The sequence below is a fragment of the Acinetobacter sp. RIT698 genome, assembly GCF_009668065.1.
Classification (GTDB): domain Bacteria; phylum Pseudomonadota; class Gammaproteobacteria; order Pseudomonadales; family Moraxellaceae; genus Acinetobacter; species Acinetobacter guillouiae.
The window spans coordinates 42,019-60,125 of the sequence record NZ_WJYH01000004.1; the positions used below are offsets into that span (position 1 = coordinate 42,019).

The window sequence follows — 18,107 nt, forward strand, 5'->3', positions numbered from 1 at the left end:
AAAATTTTGATAAAGAGAAATAAATCATGGTGATCGAACAGGCTTTATTTCATATTGTTGATGGCCAACAAATGGCTTTTGAAAAGAAATTTTATGAATTATCAGACACCTTCCGGAATGCCCAAGGTTGTGAAAAATTTAAATTAATCCGTGGTATAGAAGACAATCAAAAATATATTCTACAAATTCACTGGATTGATCTTAAAACCCATACAGATGTTTTTATGAAAACAGATGAATTTAAACAGTGGTTTACGGCAATGAAGCCCTTTTTAGCAAGTAAAATTGAAATGCAACATTTTGAAAATACATTGGTTTAAATATCGATATGTTGATTTAAAGACCACTTTTTAACGCATAAAAAAGAGAACATCTAAGTTCTCTTTTTTTAATCAGATCTAGGCTGGGAAATTAAAAGCCTTGTTCATCCAATAACAGCTGCGCTTCACGTAGGTTTAATGTGCCTTCGTAAATTGCACGACCTGTGATCGCACCTAAAATACCCGGTTTACCTTTTAAATTACGCACATCATCCAGATTAGTTACACCGCCTGAGGCGATCACTGGAAGACCTGAGTATTGTGCGAGATTTACTGTCTGTTCAACATTGACACCCTGCATCATACCGTCACGTGCGATATCGGTATAAACAATACTCGATACACCGGCATCTGCAAAACGTTTTGCAAGATCAGTGGCTTTTACATCAGTGACATTTGCCCAGCCATCAGTTGCAACCATACCATTGATCGCATCAATACCGACAATAATGTGTCCCGCAAACTTCCTACAGGCTTCTTCAACAAATTCAGGATTTTGAACTGCTTTGGTCCCGATGATGACAAAAGAAACGCCCGCATCTAAATAATGTTCGATTGTTTCCAAAGAGCGAATACCACCGCCAATTTGGATTGGCAGTTCAGGCTGTGCTTTTGCAATTGCTTCAACCACAGGTTTATGAATTGGTGTTCCAGCAAAAGCCCCATTCAAATCAACCAAATGCAAACGACGAGCGCCTTCATTTACCCAATGCTGTGCTGTTGCAACAGGATCATCAGAAAATACGGTATCGTCTTCCATACGACCTTGTTTTAAACGAACACATTTACCATCTTTCAGGTCAATTGCCGGGATGATCAGCATGCTTTCGCTCCTTGCTTAATCTCAATGAAGAATTTATTGATCTTCATCTTAGCAAAAACTTGATCAATTTCTAAGTGTCAGTTTAGGCTTTTATTGGCGCGAATGCTCAATTTAAGCTGAGTATGTGCAATCGTGTCAGGTATTAAGTCTAAATCCAGTAAGGCTTCGAAAATTAAGAGTGCAGCGTAGGCATCGGCTGCTGCATATTCAATTTGTGGCGTTGTGAGGATTTTACGTGCCCAATTTGAGGTGCTAATTGATTTACTTTTAGGGAAATTGACTTGAAATAGCAATGCCATGGCATTTTTAATCCCTAAAGGATTATTGAAGCCAAAACTCGAAAAGCATTTTGAAAGTTCGATGACACTGTTGAGTTGCATGCCTTTTTTACGAAATAAATGTGCATCATTTTTTAAGCCAAAACCGACTTTAATCTGATCAGGATTTTCAAAAAAGGGCGCTAGAAAAGCCAAAATATCTGCTGAAACTTGAAATAAATAGGCTTTTTCAAATGTCGCCAGTTGAATAAGATGTGGGCCAGTTTGTATTTCACCTTTATTAAAGGTAGGTTTGGACTCAGTATCGAAACCAAAAATGTGCGCCGTTTTTAATTCTGCTTCAATTGCTTGGCATTGTTGTAAGCTATTGACCACAAAGATGTTACTCAAAGGCAAATTTTGAAAACGGGGAAAGCTCTGAATTTGTTCTTTACTAGGAAGTTGCTGAGTTTGAATATTCACAAATTTAAGCTCACAAATTTTAGTCGACCAGTTTAAGCATTAAAAATATTAACCATATTGTGTTATAACAAACTTTGAATAAAAGATGATAGTTTTGTGGGTCAAAAACACAGGAATAAATTGTATGGTTGAAAAAGATGATGATCTTTTTATAGAAGGTGCCAAGCGTTTAAAGCAATTAATTCAGGATAAAAATATAAAAGCCAGTGATATTGTTAACGTACTCGAGACTTCAAAAGGAACCATGACCAAATGGTTGCAAAACTCAACACCGTCGAGTGCGCAAAGCTTAATTGAATTGGCGCGTTTAGTTGGGATGACTGAACGCTGGAATATGGAATCTAAACAGCAAGATAAAGCAGATCTGGTGACCAAAGCGTATGCTGAGTCTGAATTGGATTTAAGCCATGTCACCATGGAACAGTTGATTAACGAAATTAAAGACCGTTATGCAGCTTTAAATTTAAAGGCAGATATTAAAATTAGTGTTGAGCCATTAGAAGGTGGTTTTGTCACCAAAGAGTAAAATAACCACCTTATAAAAATAGGGTGGTTATTTCGGCTGATTTATTCAGATTGATTGATTTGTTGTTGATATTGCTGAAATTGTTGCGCTTGGTCAAGGTAACTTTGATATGCTGGGATTGCTGTAACTGCAAGAATTAGAATACTAATCGGGAAGATCACAATATAAATCCAAGCCAATACTTTTTCCCAACCACGAGTAATTCGAGGTGCGCCATAGTTATTTGTCCCAGCATCTCCTTTTGCACAGCTTAAATAAACAAAAAAGAATAAATTCACCAAAGGTAAAAGCATAAGAAGAGATAACCAGCCACTTTGGTTTTTGTCATGTAAGCGACGAATTGTAAAAATAAAGCTAAAGTAGATCACTGCGATATAAATAATAATCGCAACTGTGCCGAGAATAAAGATGAGCGTATTTGAAGGTGAGTTACTTAAAGCTGGGATGAATAGTGCAGCGATAATACCCAGTACAAACATAGATAGACCCAACAGCATATTCCAGCCCAAATAGGATAATCGACCAAAACGGCCACTGGCACTTAAAGCTGAATCATTGGTTTGAAAATTAGAAGACATTGTTATGTTCCTAGAATGAATTAAGGTTTTTAAATCAATTTTTAAAATCAATTGTTGGATTTTTATTCAATTTGGTTGAATCATAATAAACAGACGATAAAAAATAAAGTCAAAATAGAATAAAAAAATCAAGCCAATCGCAATTGGCTTGATTTTTAGAGATATAAATCGGGATGAAATTGACCTGAATAAATCAGATTTTCCATTCCACAAAGTTTTTCAGTAACTGTAAACCTGCTGTATGGCTCTTTTCAGGATGGAACTGTGTCGCAAATAAATTTTCTTTATGAATAGCCGTACAGAACTGCAAACCATAATCACATGTTGCAGCAACAAGAGACGGGGCTTTGGGTTCGACATAATAGCTATGTACAAAGTAAAAACGGCTATCTTGATCAATATCTTTCCACATCGGATGATTTGGATCTGCCTGATGGACTTGGTTCCAGCCCATATGAGGGACTTTTAAGCCGTCCATATCTGGAAAATGTTTTACCACACCCTCAAAAATACCCAGCGCTTGAGTGCCTGCATTTTCTTCTGACGATTCAAGCAAAGCTTGCATGCCGACACAAATGGCAAGTACCGGTTTATTAAACGCAGCATGGCGCACAACCTCATCAATACCTGCTTCATGCATCCCCTGCATACAATCACGCATTGCCCCTACACCCGGAAATACGATTTTATCTGCCTGAGCGATTAATTTTGGATCATTTGTGACATCTACAGTTGCGCCAACATGTTCGAGTGCTTTGGCTGCTGAATGAAGATTTCCCATGCCATAGTCAAGAAGGGCAATACGGGTCATTACAAGGTTCCTTTAGTCGATGCAACAGTATTTTCTGCACGCGGATCAACTTCACAGGCCATGCGAAGCGCACGTGCAAATGCTTTAAAAACACTTTCAATTTGGTGATGGCTATTTTTGCCTTTTAAATTGTCAATGTGCAAAGTCATTAAAGCGTGATTTACAAAGCCTTGGAAAAACTCGGAAAATAAATCCACATCAAAACTGCCGATACGGGCACGTGTAAATGGGATATCCATCCATAAACCTGGACGACCTGATAAATCAACCACGACACGGCTTAAAGCTTCATCAAGTGGTGCATAGAAATGACCATAACGTTTTAAGCCTTTTTTATCACCGAGTGCTTGCGCAAATGCTTGGCCTAGTGTGATTCCACAGTCTTCTACAGTATGGTGATCATCGATTTCTAAGTCGCCATCACAATGAATATCGATGTCAAATAAACCATGACGCTTGATTTGATCAACCATATGGTCTAAAAAGGGAACACCTGTATTGAGCGTGCCTTGACCAGTACCATCAAGATTCACACGAACTCGAATTTTAGTTTCGTTGGTGTTTCTTACCACTTCACTGATACGTTGCGCCATAGACACGTTCCTCAAAAAACGTCAAAAATTAAAAGTTTGATGTAAAGATATTTCGCTGTGACGAAAGTGACAGCATATTAGATTGCTCAGGAGGGTTAATCAATGCCTATTACCGTACATGCTAAAACTTCACTAGAAAATGAAGAAGTTCGCGATCAGCTTGAGCGATTATATGACACCAGTCCCGAGTTTGGGGATGGTCATGATGCCATAGAACAACTTGAGCAAAACTTGGCTCATTATACCTTACTTTATGTCGCAGAATTTAATACAAAGATTATTGGTGCGTTATGGTGTACTGGACAAGGTGAAAGTCGGACTTTGGAAAATATTGTGGTGCATCCTGCTAACCGCGGACGCGGCGTTGCAGAACGTTTGGTCGAAGAAGTTTGTCGTATCGAGGAAGAAAAGGGCATTAAAAACTTTGAGCCGGGCTGTGGAGCAATCCATCGTTGTTTAGCTCACTTAGGTAAAATCTAAGATCATCTTGGATCTTTGACCAATTTAAGCAACCTGATCAGGTTGCTTTTTTATTTGGCTATTTTTCAGAACTATAAGTTTGAGCTGATCTCAGCAGCATATTGCCGTCACGACCAGAACACTTTGGGAAAAATTAAATTGAGTTTGCAAAACTTAAAGCGAGGAAGAGTACCTTAGTTTAGCAAATTAAGCGTGCCAAAATTTGCCCTCTAAAGCTGAAAAACGCATAAAAAACAGCCTTATTTAGAATAAATAGGCGGTTTTTGTTGTAAAAATAAACTATTGAATGATTTTAGTGATTTCAATGCTTGACGACTAAACCATTAAATTGTTTAATACGCCCCATCGGCGTGATAGCTCAGTAGGTAGAGCAACGGATTGAAAATCCGTGTGTCCCCAGTTCGATCCTGGGTCTCGCCACCATATTTAAAAATCTTTGAGATTTCAATCCCTGATCCCATCAGGGATTTTTTTTGGGTAAAAAATATTCGGTTGAATAAAAAAGTCATGATTTTTATTGACTATTGAACTGAGATACGGCTTAATACACCGCATCGGCGTGATAGCTCAGTAGGTAGAGCAACGGATTGAAAATCCGTGTGTCCCCAGTTCGATCCTGGGTCTCGCCACCATATTTGAAAAACCTCAAACATTGTTTGGGGTTTTTTATTGCCTGCTTTTTATCATCAATTAAAAATAGATGCTCATCATTAAAAACAGCATGTCATTTTGAATGCGTAAATTGAACCCATTGTCTTACAAAATATCTTGCCATGGACTATAAATATCGTAAGATAAACCTTTGGTAAGTGAAATAGATTGTTATAAGAACAATGAAAGATTTATTTTCATCAGGCAGCCAGCTTTATCAGCAAGCTCGACCGAGTTATCCGCAAGAAGTGGTTCAGGAAATTTTAAATCATGTTCCAGAGCGCGGTTTTGCTTGGGATTGTGGTGCGGGTTCAGGTCAATTTACTCAATTGCTTAGCCCTTATTTTGATCATGTTGTTGCAACAGATATGAGCGAAAAACAATTAAACCTTGCGCCTTATTTCGACAATGTCAGCTATCAAGTCCAATCTGCTGAACAAACTTCATTTACAGCACAAAGTTTTGATTTGATTTCTGTTGCTCAGGCCATTCATTGGTTTGATTTTGATGGCTTTTATAAAGAAGTTGAACGCACATTAAAACCACAAGGTATTCTTGCTGTAATCGGTTACGGCTTAATTCATGTCGAAAATGCAGCCATCAATACCATGATTCAAAACTTATATGCTGAAAAATTAGATGGTTATTGGGATGCAGAGCGCCGTTATATCGATGAAGAATATAAAACCATTCCCTTTCCTTTTGATGAAATAAACGTTGCTGAGTTTAAGATGCAGTACCAGTGGTCCTCTGCACAACTGTTAAAGTATTTATCGACCTGGTCTGCAATTAAACACTATTGCGAAAGAAATCAGGATCATCCATTACTTGATTTAGCTGAAGCATTAACCAGCGAGCTTGCAGATTTGACCATCACATTCCCAGTTTTTTTAAGAGTGGGTAAAATTAAAAAATCAAAGAAAAAATTCTTTATGCACAAATAAAATAAGGATCGCATTTTATCTTTGATTACAATAGATATAGCTAACAATATACTTACTTATATATTATTTAAAAGTAAGATAAATCATGAAAGCTCCAGTTAAAATAGTATCTATTGCTGTATGGCTATCGGCATTCAGTTCTACCGCTTTTGCAACGACAGGCTATTTTATGCATGGCTATGGGGTAAAAGCCCAAGGCAATGCAGGGACCTCAATCGCTCAATTTCAAGATGCATTAACGATTGCCAATAACCCAGCAGGCTTAAGCTGGATTGGTGATCGTATTGATGTTGGTGCAACCGTGTTTTCACCTGATCGTTCAGCTGAGATTACAGCGAATCAAATGCCACAAGCTTATCCCAACGCCAATGGTCAATATGATGGCAATGGACGCAAATATTTTGTACTCCCAGAGCTTGCATTCAACCATCAAATCAATGATCAAGTTGCTTTAGGTTTAGCAATATATGGGAATGGTGGAATGAATACGGGATATAAAAATAATCCATTTGCAGCATTTGGCAACAGTGGAACAGCAGGAGTGGATTTAACCCAAGTTTTTATTACTCCAGCAGTTGCTTGGAAATATTCAGAAAATCAATCTATCGGCATTGCAACCAATATTCTCTATCAACGTTTTGAAGCACGGGGAATTGCTGGGTTTAGCGGATTTTCAGCCGATGCTTCAAATTTAAGTAATCGTGGAAAAGATGCTGCGACTGGCATTGGTGCACGTATCGGTTGGGCTGGAAAATTCTTTGATCAACGCTTAACCTTAGGTGCAAATTATTCTTCAAAAATTAATGCAGATCGCTTTGATCGATATCGTGGGTTATTTGCTGAACGAGGTGACTTTGATGTTCCTGAAAGTTATGGTGTGGGTGTAGCTGTCAAAATCACACCTCTATTAACAGTGGCTGCGGATGTACAACGAATTAACTATTCGGATGTGAAATCGGTAGGAAATCCTTTTGATCTTGCACAATTACAACAAGGTCATGCTTTTGGTTCACCACAAGGGCCAGGGTTTGGCTGGAATGATATCAATATCTATAAACTGGGTGTGTCTTATCAAGCCCATCCAAAGCTCACACTAAGAGCCGGTTATAGTCATAATGATCAACCGATTCCAGACAGTGAAGTGTTTTTAAATATTCTTGCTCCTGGGGTAATTCAAGACCACCTCAGCGTGGGTGCAACTTGGAATTTCGATCAACATCAAGAAATCAGTATTGCCTATACACATGCCTTAGAAGATGAAGTAAAAGGCAAAATTTCCCCTGCGTTTGGTGGTGGTGAAGCGAAACTCAAAATGAGTCAGGACATTTTAGGGCTGTCATATGGCTATAAATTCTAAGTTTTTCTGTCAATCGCCATGAAAGCAGATGGATTCGACAGATTTTTAATCTGAAATAAGACGTTTACCCAAACACACGACTTCGATTTCTTCATAGCCGAGTTGCTCATAAAAGCTTTGTACATCAATATTATCCTTACGGATTAACAGTTGCAGTTTGGGGCAACCTAATGCAACTAAACGCTTTTCAAGTTGTTGTATCAATGCAGTTGCAACACCATTACGTTGATCATGAGGATGGACAGCAAGATAATTGACCCAGCCCCGATGCCCATCATAGCCCCCCATAACCGTAGCGATCAATTGTTCATCTTTGACCGCCAATAGAAACAATCCGTCTTTTTGTGCGACTTTACGGAAGATATCAATTTCTGGGTTGTTCCAAGGACGGGTTAAATCGCAGACTTCCCACAGTGCGATGACTTCATCTAAATCGGTTTCTTGAAACTGTCTGATAATAAACATAGAATTTTTATCTCTTGTTTTTTAAAACAATCTTTACAGCAGATTAATATAAAAAGTCTCAGTTGATAAGTTTATTTTTTAGACAATACGTAAATACTTTTTGTTGAGTTTGTTAACTTATAAAAACGTTATAGGCTGAGAATAGTGATTTTTTATTGATTGAAAGTGTGCATAATAATGGAGGCATAATTTAAAACAAAAAAGGAACTTCACGTGAATAAACAGGAATTTGATTATATTATTATCGGTGGTGGAAGCTCAGGCTGTGTGTTGGCTGGGCGTTTATCAGAAAACCCGCAAGTTTCTGTTTGTCTACTTGAAGCAGGGGGGGCAGGTGAGGGTTGGAAAGTAGAAGTTCCTTGTGCAGCAGTGATTAGCATTCCAACCAAGATCAATAACTGGGCCTTTGAAACTGTACCGCAAAAGGGCTTAAATGGTCGTAAAGGTTATCAGCCTCGTGGAAAATGCTTAGGTGGTTCGTCGGCAATTAATGCCATGGTGTATATCCGTGGACATCGACAAGATTATGATGATTGGGCAGCCTTAGGCAATACTGGTTGGTCATATGATGAGGTCTTGCCTTATTTTATTAAGTCTGAAAATAACCAAAGAATTAAAAATCAATATCATGGCAATGCTGGACCACTTTCAGTTATTGATTTACGCAGTGATAATCCCTTACAGCAAAAATATATCGCAGCCGCCAAAGAGCAGGGTTATCGAATTCTGGATGACTTCAATGGAGAAGAGCAGGAAGGTTTAGGCGTTTATCAAGTGACCCATATCAATGGGGAGCGTTGTAGTTCCGCACGGGCTTATTTATTTCCTCACCGAGATCGTAAAAATTTAACGGTTGAAATCCATGCACAGACTCAGCGAATCTTGATTGAAAATGGCGTGGCTGTTGGGGTGGAATACAAGCAAGGTGGTCATCTGAAACAAATCTTTGCACGTCGAGAAGTGTTATTGAGTGCGGGAGCGATGCAGTCGCCACAGATTCTGATGCTGTCAGGTGTTGGCGACCAACAAGAACTTGCGCAACATGGCATTGAGGTGAAACAACATTTACCTGGTGTAGGGAAAAATTTTCATGATCATCCTGATTTTATTTTTGGTTATAAAGTCAGTGAAATTCAAGGCACCTTTGGCTTATCTATTCCAGGTTCAATTGATCTATTTAAACAAATTGGGCGTTATCGTAAAGAACGCCGTGGTTTGATGACTACGAATTTTGCTGAGTGTGGCGGTTTTATTAAAAGTTCAAATGAGCAAAGTCTACCGAATTTACAATTACATTTTGTGATTGCACTGGTGGATAACCATGCACGAACGATGCACACAGGGCATGGTATTTCCTGTCATGTCTGCCTTTTAAATCCAGTCAGTCGGGGATCGATTAAGATAAGTGGGCCAAGTATCGATGATCCTTTATTGATTGATCCGAATTTTTATGGTGAAGAATCTGATTTAGAAGAAATGGTTAAAGGCTTTAAACTCACTCAGAAATTAATGCAATCTGATGCTTTTAAAAGCATGATTAAAGAAGATTTATTTACAGCCACGGTAAAAACAGATGAGGACATTCGCCAAGTTTTAAGAGATCGCTCAGATACCGTTTATCACCCTGTGGGAAGTTGTAAAATGGGGGTAGACGATATGGCTGTGGTTGATCCACGGTTACGGGTTTATGGTATTCAAAACCTGCGTGTGGTCGATGCGTCAATCATGCCAAAAGTGGTGAATGGCAATACCAATGCCCCCGCAATTATGATTGCAGAGAAAGCGGTTGAGATGATTAATCAGGACCAAGCTGGTGTGGCGTTTATTGAAAAGAAAGATAAAGTGCGTGTTGCAATCTGAGTCTTTAGATATTTAATAAATCAGTGGGTGGGCATTCAAACCCAAATAAGCCCATAAAAAAACGCCCTGAAGGGCGTTTTTACTTTTTACATCAGATTTAAAATCTTATGCAGATTTTTTAGCTTGATCTTCTAAAGAAGCAAGCATATGGCCTGTTTCTTCAAAGTTATAGTGCCAAGAAAGTGCTTCGCGAAGAATATGCGGTGTTTGACCACCTTTTTCACAAGCACGATCAAAGTAATCATTCAATGCATCACGATACATTGGGTGAGCACAGTTGTTGATGACCGCACGAGCACGTTCACGAGGTGCTAAACCACGTAAGTCAGCAAGACCTTGTTCAGTCACAAGAATATCAACATCATGTTCAGCATGGTCGATATGTGAAGCAAATGGAACAACAGAAGAGATGTCACCACCTTTTGCAATCGATTTGGTCACGAAGATCGCTAAATGTGCATTACGTGCGAAATCACCTGAACCACCAATACCATTCATCATTTTAGTACCACACACATGGGTCGAGTTGACGTTGCCGTAAATATCGAATTCAAGCGCGGTATTGATCCCAATGATGCCTAAGCGACGAACCAATTCAGGATGGTTTGAAATTTCTTGTGGACGTAGAACCAGTTTGTCTTTGTATTGTTCTAGGTTGTTAAATACTTTTTCGCCATATTTAGCAGAAAGGGTAATTGATGAACCTGAAGCAAACTTCATTTTACCCGCATCAATCAATTCGAAAGTACAGTCTTGCAGTACTTCTGAATACATCACCAAATCTTCAAAGTTAGAATCTTTAAGACCAGTTAATACCGCATTGGCAATCGAACCGATGCCTGCTTGTAAAGGACCAAGATTCGAAGGTAAACGACCTTCTTCAACTTCTTTTTCAAAGAATGCGATTAAGTGGTTGGCAATACCTTGAGTTTCATCATCTGGTAGTGTCACTGTTGATGGAGAATCATGATATTCGTTGTTAATTACGATACCCACGATTTTTGCAGGATCAATATTGATTGCAGGTGTACCAATACGTTGATCAACATGCGTCAAAGGAATTGCTTGACGTGTTGGACGGTAAGTTGGGATATAAATATCGTGTAAGCCTTCAAAAGCAGGGCTTAAGTTGGTGTTGATTTCAACAATCACTTTTTCAGCAAAAATTGCAAAGCTTGCAGAGTTACCCACAGATGTTGTTGGAATGATGCCACCATCTTCAGTAATCGCAATCGCTTCAATCACCGCAACATCAGGTTTTTTCAACTGGAGGTTACGCATTTGCTCAACAGTTTCAGACAAATGCTGATCGATGAACATCACTTCACCATTGTTGATGGCTTTACGTAAAGTGTTATCGACTTGGAATGGTAAACGACGCGCAAGTACACCAGCTTCAGTTAATTGTTTGTCTAGATCATTACCTAAACTTGCACCTGTGATTAAAGTAATCTTCAACGGATTCACTTTGGCTTGTTTTACCAGCGCTAAAGGTACAGCTTTTGCTTCACCTGCACGAGTAAATCCACTCATCCCCACAGTCATCCCATCTTGGATAAAAGTTGCAGCTTGTTCTGCGCTCATGACTTTGTCATGGAGAGATGCTAAACGAATACGATCTAAAGACATGGTTTACGCTCAATTCTTGTTCAAAACTAGACGGATTGTACCGCCCTCAAACTGAATTGTGCATGCCTCTAATGCTAAGGTCTAATTTTTTCAATAAATGCAGGTATAAATTCTGGTGATGGTTTTTAAGTTGTTATTTATTAATAAAATAATGATGGCTGTTTGTTAAATAAACAAAGTTAAGTGCTGGTTTATTGAGCAATCACTAAAAGTGATCACTCAAACTTTGTTTGATTTTTTGAATTGGATTTGTAGGTATCGATTCTTCCTCAACTTTTATTGAAGTTGGTAGTGAAATGATGGCTTGTAACCCGCCTTCAGGACGGTTGGAAATCAACAGTTCACCTTGATGAATATCCACAATCCGTTTGACGATGGCCAAACCTAGACCACTCCCTTGTACTGTACGTGCGGCATCACCACGGACAAAAGGTTGCATAAGTCCTTCAATTTGGTCTTCGGGAATTCCTTCACCATTGTCTGCTACACAGATTTTAATATGCTCATCTTCTACAAAAGCACTGAGTTCAATTGGTTCAGCCCCATAGCGTTTTGAGTTGTTGATGAGATTGCCAATCAGGCGTTTTAACGACAGTGAGCGTGCAGTAATGATCGGTAATTCTTGCGGCGTGAACTGAATATCTAAGGGTTTAAACTGAATGATTAATTCTTGTAGCAAAGCATTGATATTGGTTTCTTGAAGCTCCTCATCTGAGCCATCACGCATATAGGAAATAAACTGGCTTAAAATGGCATCCATATCATCAACATCATAAATCAAACCTTCTTTTAAAAAGTCATCATCAGACATCATCTCTGCACTTAAACGGATCCGTGTCAGCGGTGTTCTTAAATCATGAGAAATACCCGCCAACATGATTTGGCGATCACGTTCAGTTTGTTCAAGTGTATACACCATCTGGTTAAAAGCTTGATTCACCTCACGAATTTCTTGTGGTCCGTGATTGGTTTCCAAGTAGGGTGCCTTTCCTGTTTTACTGTAGTTATTTGCTGCATGTTGTAAGCGACGTAACGGGCGGTTGAGCTGTCTGACCAGTGTCAGGATGATCGCTGCGGCAATCAGTGGAATACCCAATAACCAGGCTAAAATCAGTTCAGGACTATAGTTAGCATAGGTATTGAGAGGTTCACGGACCCAATTGCCATTCATTTCAGGGGTTTGAACCCAAATGCGCGGACTGGGCTTAAACTGGAAATAAACCGTCACATCTTTGATTTTTAATTCTTGAGCAAGCTGGTTCTCAATACGATTGGTAAAGAAATCTGCAATAATTTTGTCTTTTACATTTGGGTATTCTTTGGGATCTGTAACATATTCAACCCCAACCCGTTGCTTTAACCATTCGTCAATATCGAGTTGTATTTCGTCATGGTAAATCTGCAAGCGCGGATTATTGACCATTTCCAGTTCAACTGCCAAAAATCGTGCATGTTGTTGAATTTCAGGTAAATAAAGCGTTTTCCAGAAAAACCACAGTGACATAAATAGGCTAAAGAACACCACGAATACCACCAATACTGTGGTGCGCATTGCCGCTGAACGAGGTTTGACTTTATCGAGGAAGCGTTCCCAAGGTGTACGTTTGCGTTCTTTGTAGGTGACAAAGTCGGTAAATTCTTGTGGGTCTATGGGTTCTAATTTCACAGGAGCATTCCAATCTGTGCGATATTCTTAATCTATGGATTTCAGTTTAAAGGATGGCAGATTTATCGCAATATTAAAAATGTTAGGTTACTCGGCTTTAACTTATTTATTGTCATAAATACTCAGATTAAAATATTTAAACTCAACAAAATAGGAGACTTATTGCATTGAGATCACACAGTTTTTGTAGAGTCGCCCAATATGCTTATATTTAAAATACCAGTGAAATCATAAGTAAATAAGTGTAGCTCTAGGGCAAAGCCATCAAGACTATTATTTAGGATGAATAAATATGGATAAAAAAATACTGGACACATGCAAAACCAAGTATGTGACCAGTACTTTTGAAACTGATTCATGCTATCGAATCAAGATCTATTTATTCCGCACCATCTGGAACGAACACATAACCTACGCCCCAAACTGTTTGAATATAACGTGCGCGTGCAGGGTTTTCTTCAATCAAACGACGTAAGCGAGAAACTTGAACATCGATTGAACGTTCCATTGCACCCCATTCACGACCACGTGCAAGATTCATCAACTTGTCACGTGTTAATGGTTCACGTGGATGCTGAACTAATGCCTTCAAGACCGCAAACTCACCTGTGGTTAATGTGACCACTTGCCCTTCACGCGTCAGGGTACGTGTTGATAAATCTAAAGACCAAGGGCCGAAAGACACAACTTCTACGTTTTGACTTGGTGCACCTGGAACTTCACGGACTTGACGACGTAATACGGCACGAATACGTGCTAATAACTCATTTGGATTAAATGGTTTAGGCAAATAATCATCCGCACCAGCTTCTAAGCCAGCAATACGGTCAGAGTCACTGCCTCGTGCGGTCAGCATGATGACAGGTGTATCTATATTTGATGAGCGTAAACGTCTACAAATGCTTAAACCATCTTCTACAGGAAGCATAAAGTCTAAAACGATGAGTGAAAATAACTCACGTTGTAATAGGCGATCCATCTGCGTTGCGTCGTGGGCCGTTTTTACCACAAAGCCTTTATCTTCAAGGAAACGCTGTAAAAGGGTACGTAAACGCACATCATCATCGACTACTAAAATGCGTTCGACGCGGTCAGTTTCGTTATGTACGATATCTGTATTTTCAGCAGGTACAACCAAACTCATGATGTACTCCCTTAATGTTGTAAATTATAAATATTCGTCAATCTCAGTATACTGCCTAAGCTCTTGTTAAGACTATGTATCAAATTGCTCAAAAATACAATTTTCAGGCTGTTTTGAAACCAAAAAACAACATCTATAACGATTTAAGATGATTCTATGTTTATAAATAAAAAGATATACCATATGCAAATGAAAGTTTTATGTATTTTGGCAATAAGTTTTGCTTTAAGTGCATGTATTAGCCGACTTTCCAGACCTGAAATCTCAGGACAAGTGATTGACCAATTTGACCAACCGATTGATCAGGTTCAAGTTGGTGAAACGCAAACAGATGTGCAGGGTAACTTTCGACTCAAGGAGCGACGCTATGCTGCATTTTTGCTGAAAGAAATCATGTATATGGAAGCACCACCAATATTTGTACAAGAGCGTCTAAGTAAACAGGGTTATCAGCCGTGTGATTTGCAATATTTCAATTCTCATGGCGGTGGACAGCGCAAAGGTGCACAGTGGAAAGTTGGAAAAATTATTTTACAAAGCAATTTAAATGTAGCAAAGCAGGATGAAATACCCGATTGCACTGTAAAAACTCAAGAAAAATGATCTTTTATCACTTTTTTCACTGCTAATTTGCAAAACAATTGTGGATTTTATGGTCTTGGTCTTTATAATCACTAACTTTTAGTCCTTATCCTTGTGGAATTAAACACGATGACTGACTTAGTTCAGCAGTTGGCAAGTGAACTTGCCGTACGTCCAAACCAAGTAGAAGCTGCCATTAAACTGATAGATGAAGGCTCTAGTGTTCCATTTATTGCACGTTACCGTAAAGAAGTAACGCAAGGCTTAGACGACATCCAATTACGCCAACTTGATACACGCCTTGTTTATCTACGTGATTTATTTGAACGCCGTGAAAAAGTAATCGAATCATTAAAAGAACAAAATAAGCTCTCTGATGACTTACTTGCTCGGGTAAATGGTGCTGAAACAAAAAATGCATTAGAAGAACTTTACGCACCGTACCGTCCAAAACGTACCAGTAAATCATTCAAAGCGAGAGAAGCAGGATTAGGGGAATTTGCTGAGAAAATTATCGCAGAGCAAATTGATCCGGCTGAAGCTTTGGCTGGTTTTAGCCATGAAGAATACCCAGATGTTGAAAGCCAATTAGACGCGATTCAACACATCATCATTGATGACTGGGCACAAAATATTTCATTAACCACAGAACTTAAATCAACATTTGCCAAAACAGCGGTGTTAAAAAGTTTGGTGGCATCTGATGAGAAAAAAGAAGTCGGTAAGAAATTCCGTGATTACTTTGATTTCTCTGAAAATTTAAATAAAGTTCCTTCGCATCGTTTATTGGCAATGCTACGTGGCCGCCAAGAAAATGTATTGGGTCTTAAAGTTGATGGTGATGATCATGCACCACTTGCACGTATTGAAACTGAATACGCGCTTGAAAGTGTTCAGCCACAAGCACGTCAAGATTTCTTAAAGCAAATCGCAAAGCTGTTTTGGTTAGGTAAAATTCGCCCAACGATTGAGCATTCTTTGTTGACTGAAAAGCGCCTTGCAGCTGAATCAGAAGCAATGGACGTGTTTGCAGAAAACTTACGTCATTTATTGCTTTCTGCACCTGCAGGTTCGCGCACAACTTTAGGTGTTGACCCTGGTATTCGTACAGGGGTAAAACTGGCGGTTGTTTCAAATTCAGGTGATGTGCTTGCACATAGCACGATTTACCCATTTGCACCAAAAGAAGATAAAGCAGGTTCGATTGCTGAACTTGCACGTCTTTGCCGTGAATTTAATGTGGATTTAATCGCGATTGGCAATGGTACTGCGAGTCGTGAAACTGAAGCTGTTGTTGCAGAAATGATGGCTGCAAATGCGGATCTTACATTAACGCGTGTTTCAGTAAGTGAAGCTGGTGCATCTGTTTACTCAGCATCAGAATTGGCTTCTGCTGAACTGCCTGAGCTTGATGTTGCGATTCGTGGCGCTGTTTCAATTGCACGTCGTTTACAAGACCCATTGGCTGAACTGGTAAAAATTGACCCTAAATCTATTGGTGTAGGTCAATATCAGCATGATGTGAATCAAACCAATTTGGCAAAAACATTAGATGCTGTGGTTGAAGACTGTGTGAATGCGGTGGGTGTAGATGTAAATACAGCATCTCCAGCAATCTTGGGCTATATCGCAGGTTTAAATAAAGCCATTGCACAGCAAATTGTAGATTACCGTAAAGAAAATGGTCGTTTTGACAATCGTCAAGCATTGAAAAATGTACCACGTTTAGGCGAGCGCACATTTGAGCAAGCTGCTGGTTTCTTACGTATTCAAGATGGCTCAGAACCTTTAGATGCATCATCTGTTCATCCTGAATCGTATGGTTTGGTCAACAAAATTGTTGAAGCGAAAGCGACCACAGTGAAAGATATCATTGGTAATACTGAAATTATTCGTCAAGTGAAAGCAGAAGATTTTGCTGACGACAAATTTGGTCTACCGACGATTCAAGATGTGTTAAGCGAGTTGGAAAAACCAGGTCGTGACCCTCGTCCAGAATTCCGTACAGCAAAATTCCGTGAAGATATCACTGAAGTCAGTCAATTGACTGAAGGGATGCAGCTTGAGGGTGTGATTACCAATGTGACTAACTTCGGTGCATTTGTCGATGTTGGTGTGCATCAAGATGGTCTAATACATATTTCAGAACTTGCCAATGAATTTGTTTCTGATCCACATAAAGTGGTGAAACCAGGGCAAATCGTACAAGTACGTGTGTTGACAGTAGATGCTGAGCGAAATCGTGTGAATTTATCGATGCGCCCAGAAGGTTCGGAAGCACCAGCTAAAGCACCACGTCAAAAGCGTGAGTTCAATAACAATGAACAACGTGGTGAGCGTAAGCCTCAGGGTAAACGTCCACAGCAAGGTCGTCCAAACCATGACAATAAAGACAAAGCACCACGTCATGACAAGAAACCACAAGCAGCTAAACCTCAAGAAAACAAAATTGGTGGTTTAGGTGCGTTGTTATTACAAGCAGGGATTAAAGGATCTAAATAAGCCTTAATTTCTCCATAAAGAAACCGCCGTAAGGCGGTTTTTTTTATGGATTAGACAATTGCGGAAAGATCACAATCTTTTTTAAATGGACATGCTTCCCCGACCACAAGATTTTCAAGTAGATTTTGAATATTTTGCAATTGGAGAATTTTTTCACCAATGACACTGAGCTTGTCTTTTAAAATCATATGAAATTGTTCTGCTGGAATTTCATTAACGTTGACCAAGTCTAAAATCTGTTTAATTTCAGCCAAAGTAAAACCTAAATTTTTAGCGACTTGAATCAGTTGTAATTGCTGTAAGTCTTGTTTTGAATAATCCTTATAACCATTATTTCGTGTCAATGGGCGGATAAGATCAAGCTTTTCATAAAAACGAATGGTATCCCGACTGAGATTTAATTGCTCTGATAATTCACCGATTAACATCACTTGCT

The 18,107-nt window shown here is 39.1% G+C and carries 18 protein-coding genes and 2 tRNA genes; 10 read left to right on the forward strand and 10 right to left on the reverse strand.

What is annotated here, in order from left to right; translation table 11 throughout:
- Nucleotides 1-26 precede the first annotated feature (26 nt).
- Nucleotides 27-320 (forward strand): antibiotic biosynthesis monooxygenase, encoded by a 294-nt coding sequence (locus GJV03_RS02785; RefSeq protein WP_004725336.1) that lies wholly within the window; start codon nt 27-29, stop codon nt 318-320.
- A 91-nt stretch (nt 321-411) separates the two neighbouring features.
- Here GJV03_RS02785 and hisA read toward each other — a convergent pair whose 3' ends face one another.
- The gene (gene hisA / locus GJV03_RS02790) at nt 412-1,143 is read right to left on the reverse strand and encodes a 1-(5-phosphoribosyl)-5-[(5-phosphoribosylamino)methylideneamino]imidazole-4-carboxamide isomerase (protein WP_154129418.1); all 732 of its coding nucleotides are present in this window, start codon (nt 1,141-1,143) and stop codon (nt 412-414) included.
- Nucleotides 1,144-1,220: 77 nt separating this feature from the next.
- Nucleotides 1,221-1,883 carry a 3'-5' exonuclease gene (locus GJV03_RS02795; RefSeq protein WP_354666824.1) on the reverse strand — a complete coding sequence of 221 codons (663 nt, stop codon included), beginning with the start codon at nt 1,881-1,883 and terminating at the stop codon, nt 1,221-1,223.
- A 124-nt stretch (nt 1,884-2,007) separates the two neighbouring features.
- On the opposite strand from GJV03_RS02795, the gene GJV03_RS02800 reads away from it, so the two are divergent.
- On the forward strand, nt 2,008-2,409 hold the full coding sequence (locus GJV03_RS02800; RefSeq protein WP_004725342.1) for a transcriptional regulator: 402 nt from the start codon (nt 2,008-2,010) through the stop codon (nt 2,407-2,409).
- A 41-nt stretch (nt 2,410-2,450) separates the two neighbouring features.
- Here GJV03_RS02800 and GJV03_RS02805 read toward each other — a convergent pair whose 3' ends face one another.
- The 3 genes from GJV03_RS02805 to hisB form a co-directional block, all read right to left on the reverse strand.
- Nucleotides 2,451-2,987, reverse strand: a complete 537-nt coding sequence (locus GJV03_RS02805; protein WP_154129419.1) for a DUF805 domain-containing protein — start codon at nt 2,985-2,987, stop codon at nt 2,451-2,453.
- 193 nt (nt 2,988-3,180) lie between these two features.
- Complete coding sequence (gene hisH / locus GJV03_RS02810) at nt 3,181-3,798, reverse strand: imidazole glycerol phosphate synthase subunit HisH (RefSeq protein WP_105713816.1); 618 nt, start codon at nt 3,796-3,798, stop codon at nt 3,181-3,183.
- Nucleotides 3,798-4,391 carry an imidazoleglycerol-phosphate dehydratase HisB gene (gene hisB, locus GJV03_RS02815; protein ID WP_004725347.1) on the reverse strand — a complete coding sequence of 198 codons (594 nt, stop codon included), beginning with the start codon at nt 4,389-4,391 and terminating at the stop codon, nt 3,798-3,800. The genes hisH and hisB overlap by 1 nt, the downstream gene beginning before the upstream one ends.
- Nucleotides 4,392-4,493: 102 nt before the next feature.
- Between hisB and GJV03_RS02820 the strand changes: the two genes are divergently transcribed.
- The 5 genes from GJV03_RS02820 to GJV03_RS02840 all read left to right on the forward strand — a co-directional run bounded on the left by GJV03_RS02820 (nt 4,494) and on the right by GJV03_RS02840 (nt 7,823).
- Complete coding sequence (locus GJV03_RS02820) at nt 4,494-4,871, forward strand: GNAT family N-acetyltransferase (protein WP_004816597.1); 378 nt, start codon at nt 4,494-4,496, stop codon at nt 4,869-4,871.
- Between the two features lie 347 nt (nt 4,872-5,218).
- Nucleotides 5,219-5,294: transfer RNA gene (locus GJV03_RS02825), tRNA-Phe, on the forward strand.
- A 133-nt stretch (nt 5,295-5,427) separates the two neighbouring features.
- Nucleotides 5,428-5,503 (forward strand) — tRNA-Phe (locus tag GJV03_RS02830).
- Nucleotides 5,504-5,704: 201 nt separating this feature from the next.
- On the forward strand, nt 5,705-6,466 hold the full coding sequence (locus GJV03_RS02835) for a class I SAM-dependent methyltransferase (RefSeq protein WP_154129420.1): 762 nt from the start codon (nt 5,705-5,707) through the stop codon (nt 6,464-6,466).
- Between the two features lie 85 nt (nt 6,467-6,551).
- A complete protein-coding gene (locus tag GJV03_RS02840; RefSeq protein ID WP_154129421.1) occupies nt 6,552-7,823 on the forward strand; it encodes an outer membrane protein transport protein in 1,272 nt (423 codons plus the stop codon).
- A gap of 45 nt (nt 7,824-7,868) precedes the next feature.
- On the opposite strand, the gene GJV03_RS02845 is transcribed toward GJV03_RS02840, so the two are convergent.
- Nucleotides 7,869-8,288 carry a GNAT family acetyltransferase gene (locus tag GJV03_RS02845; protein WP_004725355.1) on the reverse strand — a complete coding sequence of 140 codons (420 nt, stop codon included), beginning with the start codon at nt 8,286-8,288 and terminating at the stop codon, nt 7,869-7,871.
- A 213-nt stretch (nt 8,289-8,501) separates the two neighbouring features.
- Here GJV03_RS02845 and GJV03_RS02850 point away from each other — a divergent pair, with 213 nt between their 5' ends.
- The gene (locus GJV03_RS02850) at nt 8,502-10,148 is read left to right on the forward strand and encodes a GMC family oxidoreductase N-terminal domain-containing protein (RefSeq protein ID WP_354666825.1); all 1,647 of its coding nucleotides are present in this window, start codon (nt 8,502-8,504) and stop codon (nt 10,146-10,148) included.
- Nucleotides 10,149-10,253: 105 nt separating this feature from the next.
- Here GJV03_RS02850 and GJV03_RS02855 read toward each other — a convergent pair whose 3' ends face one another.
- The 3 genes from GJV03_RS02855 to ompR form a co-directional block, all read right to left on the reverse strand.
- Entirely contained in the window at nt 10,254-11,777 is a 1,524-nt protein-coding gene (locus GJV03_RS02855) for an acetyl-CoA hydrolase/transferase family protein (protein ID WP_004816606.1), read from the reverse strand.
- A gap of 205 nt (nt 11,778-11,982) precedes the next feature.
- Nucleotides 11,983-13,443, reverse strand: coding sequence for an ATP-binding protein (locus GJV03_RS02860; protein ID WP_004725361.1), 1,461 nt, complete (start codon nt 13,441-13,443; stop codon nt 11,983-11,985).
- 379 nt (nt 13,444-13,822) lie between these two features.
- Nucleotides 13,823-14,587 (reverse strand): two-component system response regulator OmpR, encoded by a 765-nt coding sequence (ompR, locus tag GJV03_RS02865; RefSeq protein WP_004725363.1) that lies wholly within the window; start codon nt 14,585-14,587, stop codon nt 13,823-13,825.
- A gap of 183 nt (nt 14,588-14,770) precedes the next feature.
- On the opposite strand from ompR, the gene GJV03_RS02870 reads away from it, so the two are divergent.
- Together GJV03_RS02870 and GJV03_RS02875 are read left to right on the forward strand one after the other, a co-directional pair.
- Nucleotides 14,771-15,190 carry a carboxypeptidase regulatory-like domain-containing protein gene (locus tag GJV03_RS02870; protein ID WP_154129422.1) on the forward strand — a complete coding sequence of 140 codons (420 nt, stop codon included), beginning with the start codon at nt 14,771-14,773 and terminating at the stop codon, nt 15,188-15,190.
- 108 nt (nt 15,191-15,298) lie between these two features.
- A complete protein-coding gene (locus tag GJV03_RS02875; RefSeq protein WP_154129423.1) occupies nt 15,299-17,671 on the forward strand; it encodes a Tex family protein in 2,373 nt (790 codons plus the stop codon).
- 50 nt (nt 17,672-17,721) lie between these two features.
- On the opposite strand, the gene GJV03_RS02880 is transcribed toward GJV03_RS02875, so the two are convergent.
- A complete protein-coding gene (locus GJV03_RS02880) occupies nt 17,722-18,099 on the reverse strand; it encodes a MerR family transcriptional regulator (protein ID WP_004725368.1) in 378 nt (125 codons plus the stop codon).
- Nucleotides 18,100-18,107: the final 8 nt, after the last annotated feature.

What these genes read in the sequence shown, in the direction of transcription:
- GJV03_RS02785 (WP_004725336.1), top strand. Translation starts at nt 27, where the DNA reads ATGGTGATCGAACAGGCTTTATTTCATATTGTTGATGGCCAACAAATG.
- hisA (WP_154129418.1), bottom strand. Translation starts at nt 1,143, where the DNA reads ATGCTGATCATCCCGGCAATTGACCTGAAAGATGGTAAATGTGTTCGT.
- GJV03_RS02800 (WP_004725342.1), top strand. Translation starts at nt 2,008, where the DNA reads ATGGTTGAAAAAGATGATGATCTTTTTATAGAAGGTGCCAAGCGTTTA.
- GJV03_RS02805 (WP_154129419.1), bottom strand. Translation starts at nt 2,987, where the DNA reads ATGTCTTCTAATTTTCAAACCAATGATTCAGCTTTAAGTGCCAGTGGC.
- hisH (WP_105713816.1), bottom strand. Translation starts at nt 3,798, where the DNA reads ATGACCCGTATTGCCCTTCTTGACTATGGCATGGGAAATCTTCATTCA.
- hisB (WP_004725347.1), bottom strand. Translation starts at nt 4,391, where the DNA reads ATGGCGCAACGTATCAGTGAAGTGGTAAGAAACACCAACGAAACTAAA.
- GJV03_RS02820 (WP_004816597.1), top strand. Translation starts at nt 4,494, where the DNA reads ATGCCTATTACCGTACATGCTAAAACTTCACTAGAAAATGAAGAAGTT.
- GJV03_RS02835 (WP_154129420.1), top strand. Translation starts at nt 5,705, where the DNA reads ATGAAAGATTTATTTTCATCAGGCAGCCAGCTTTATCAGCAAGCTCGA.
- GJV03_RS02840 (WP_154129421.1), top strand. Translation starts at nt 6,552, where the DNA reads ATGAAAGCTCCAGTTAAAATAGTATCTATTGCTGTATGGCTATCGGCA.
- GJV03_RS02845 (WP_004725355.1), bottom strand. Translation starts at nt 8,288, where the DNA reads ATGTTTATTATCAGACAGTTTCAAGAAACCGATTTAGATGAAGTCATC.
- GJV03_RS02855 (WP_004816606.1), bottom strand. Translation starts at nt 11,777, where the DNA reads ATGTCTTTAGATCGTATTCGTTTAGCATCTCTCCATGACAAAGTCATG.
- ompR (WP_004725363.1), bottom strand. Translation starts at nt 14,587, where the DNA reads ATGAGTTTGGTTGTACCTGCTGAAAATACAGATATCGTACATAACGAA.
- GJV03_RS02870 (WP_154129422.1), top strand. Translation starts at nt 14,771, where the DNA reads ATGCAAATGAAAGTTTTATGTATTTTGGCAATAAGTTTTGCTTTAAGT.
- GJV03_RS02875 (WP_154129423.1), top strand. Translation starts at nt 15,299, where the DNA reads ATGACTGACTTAGTTCAGCAGTTGGCAAGTGAACTTGCCGTACGTCCA.
- GJV03_RS02880 (WP_004725368.1), bottom strand. Translation starts at nt 18,099, where the DNA reads ATGTTAATCGGTGAATTATCAGAGCAATTAAATCTCAGTCGGGATACC.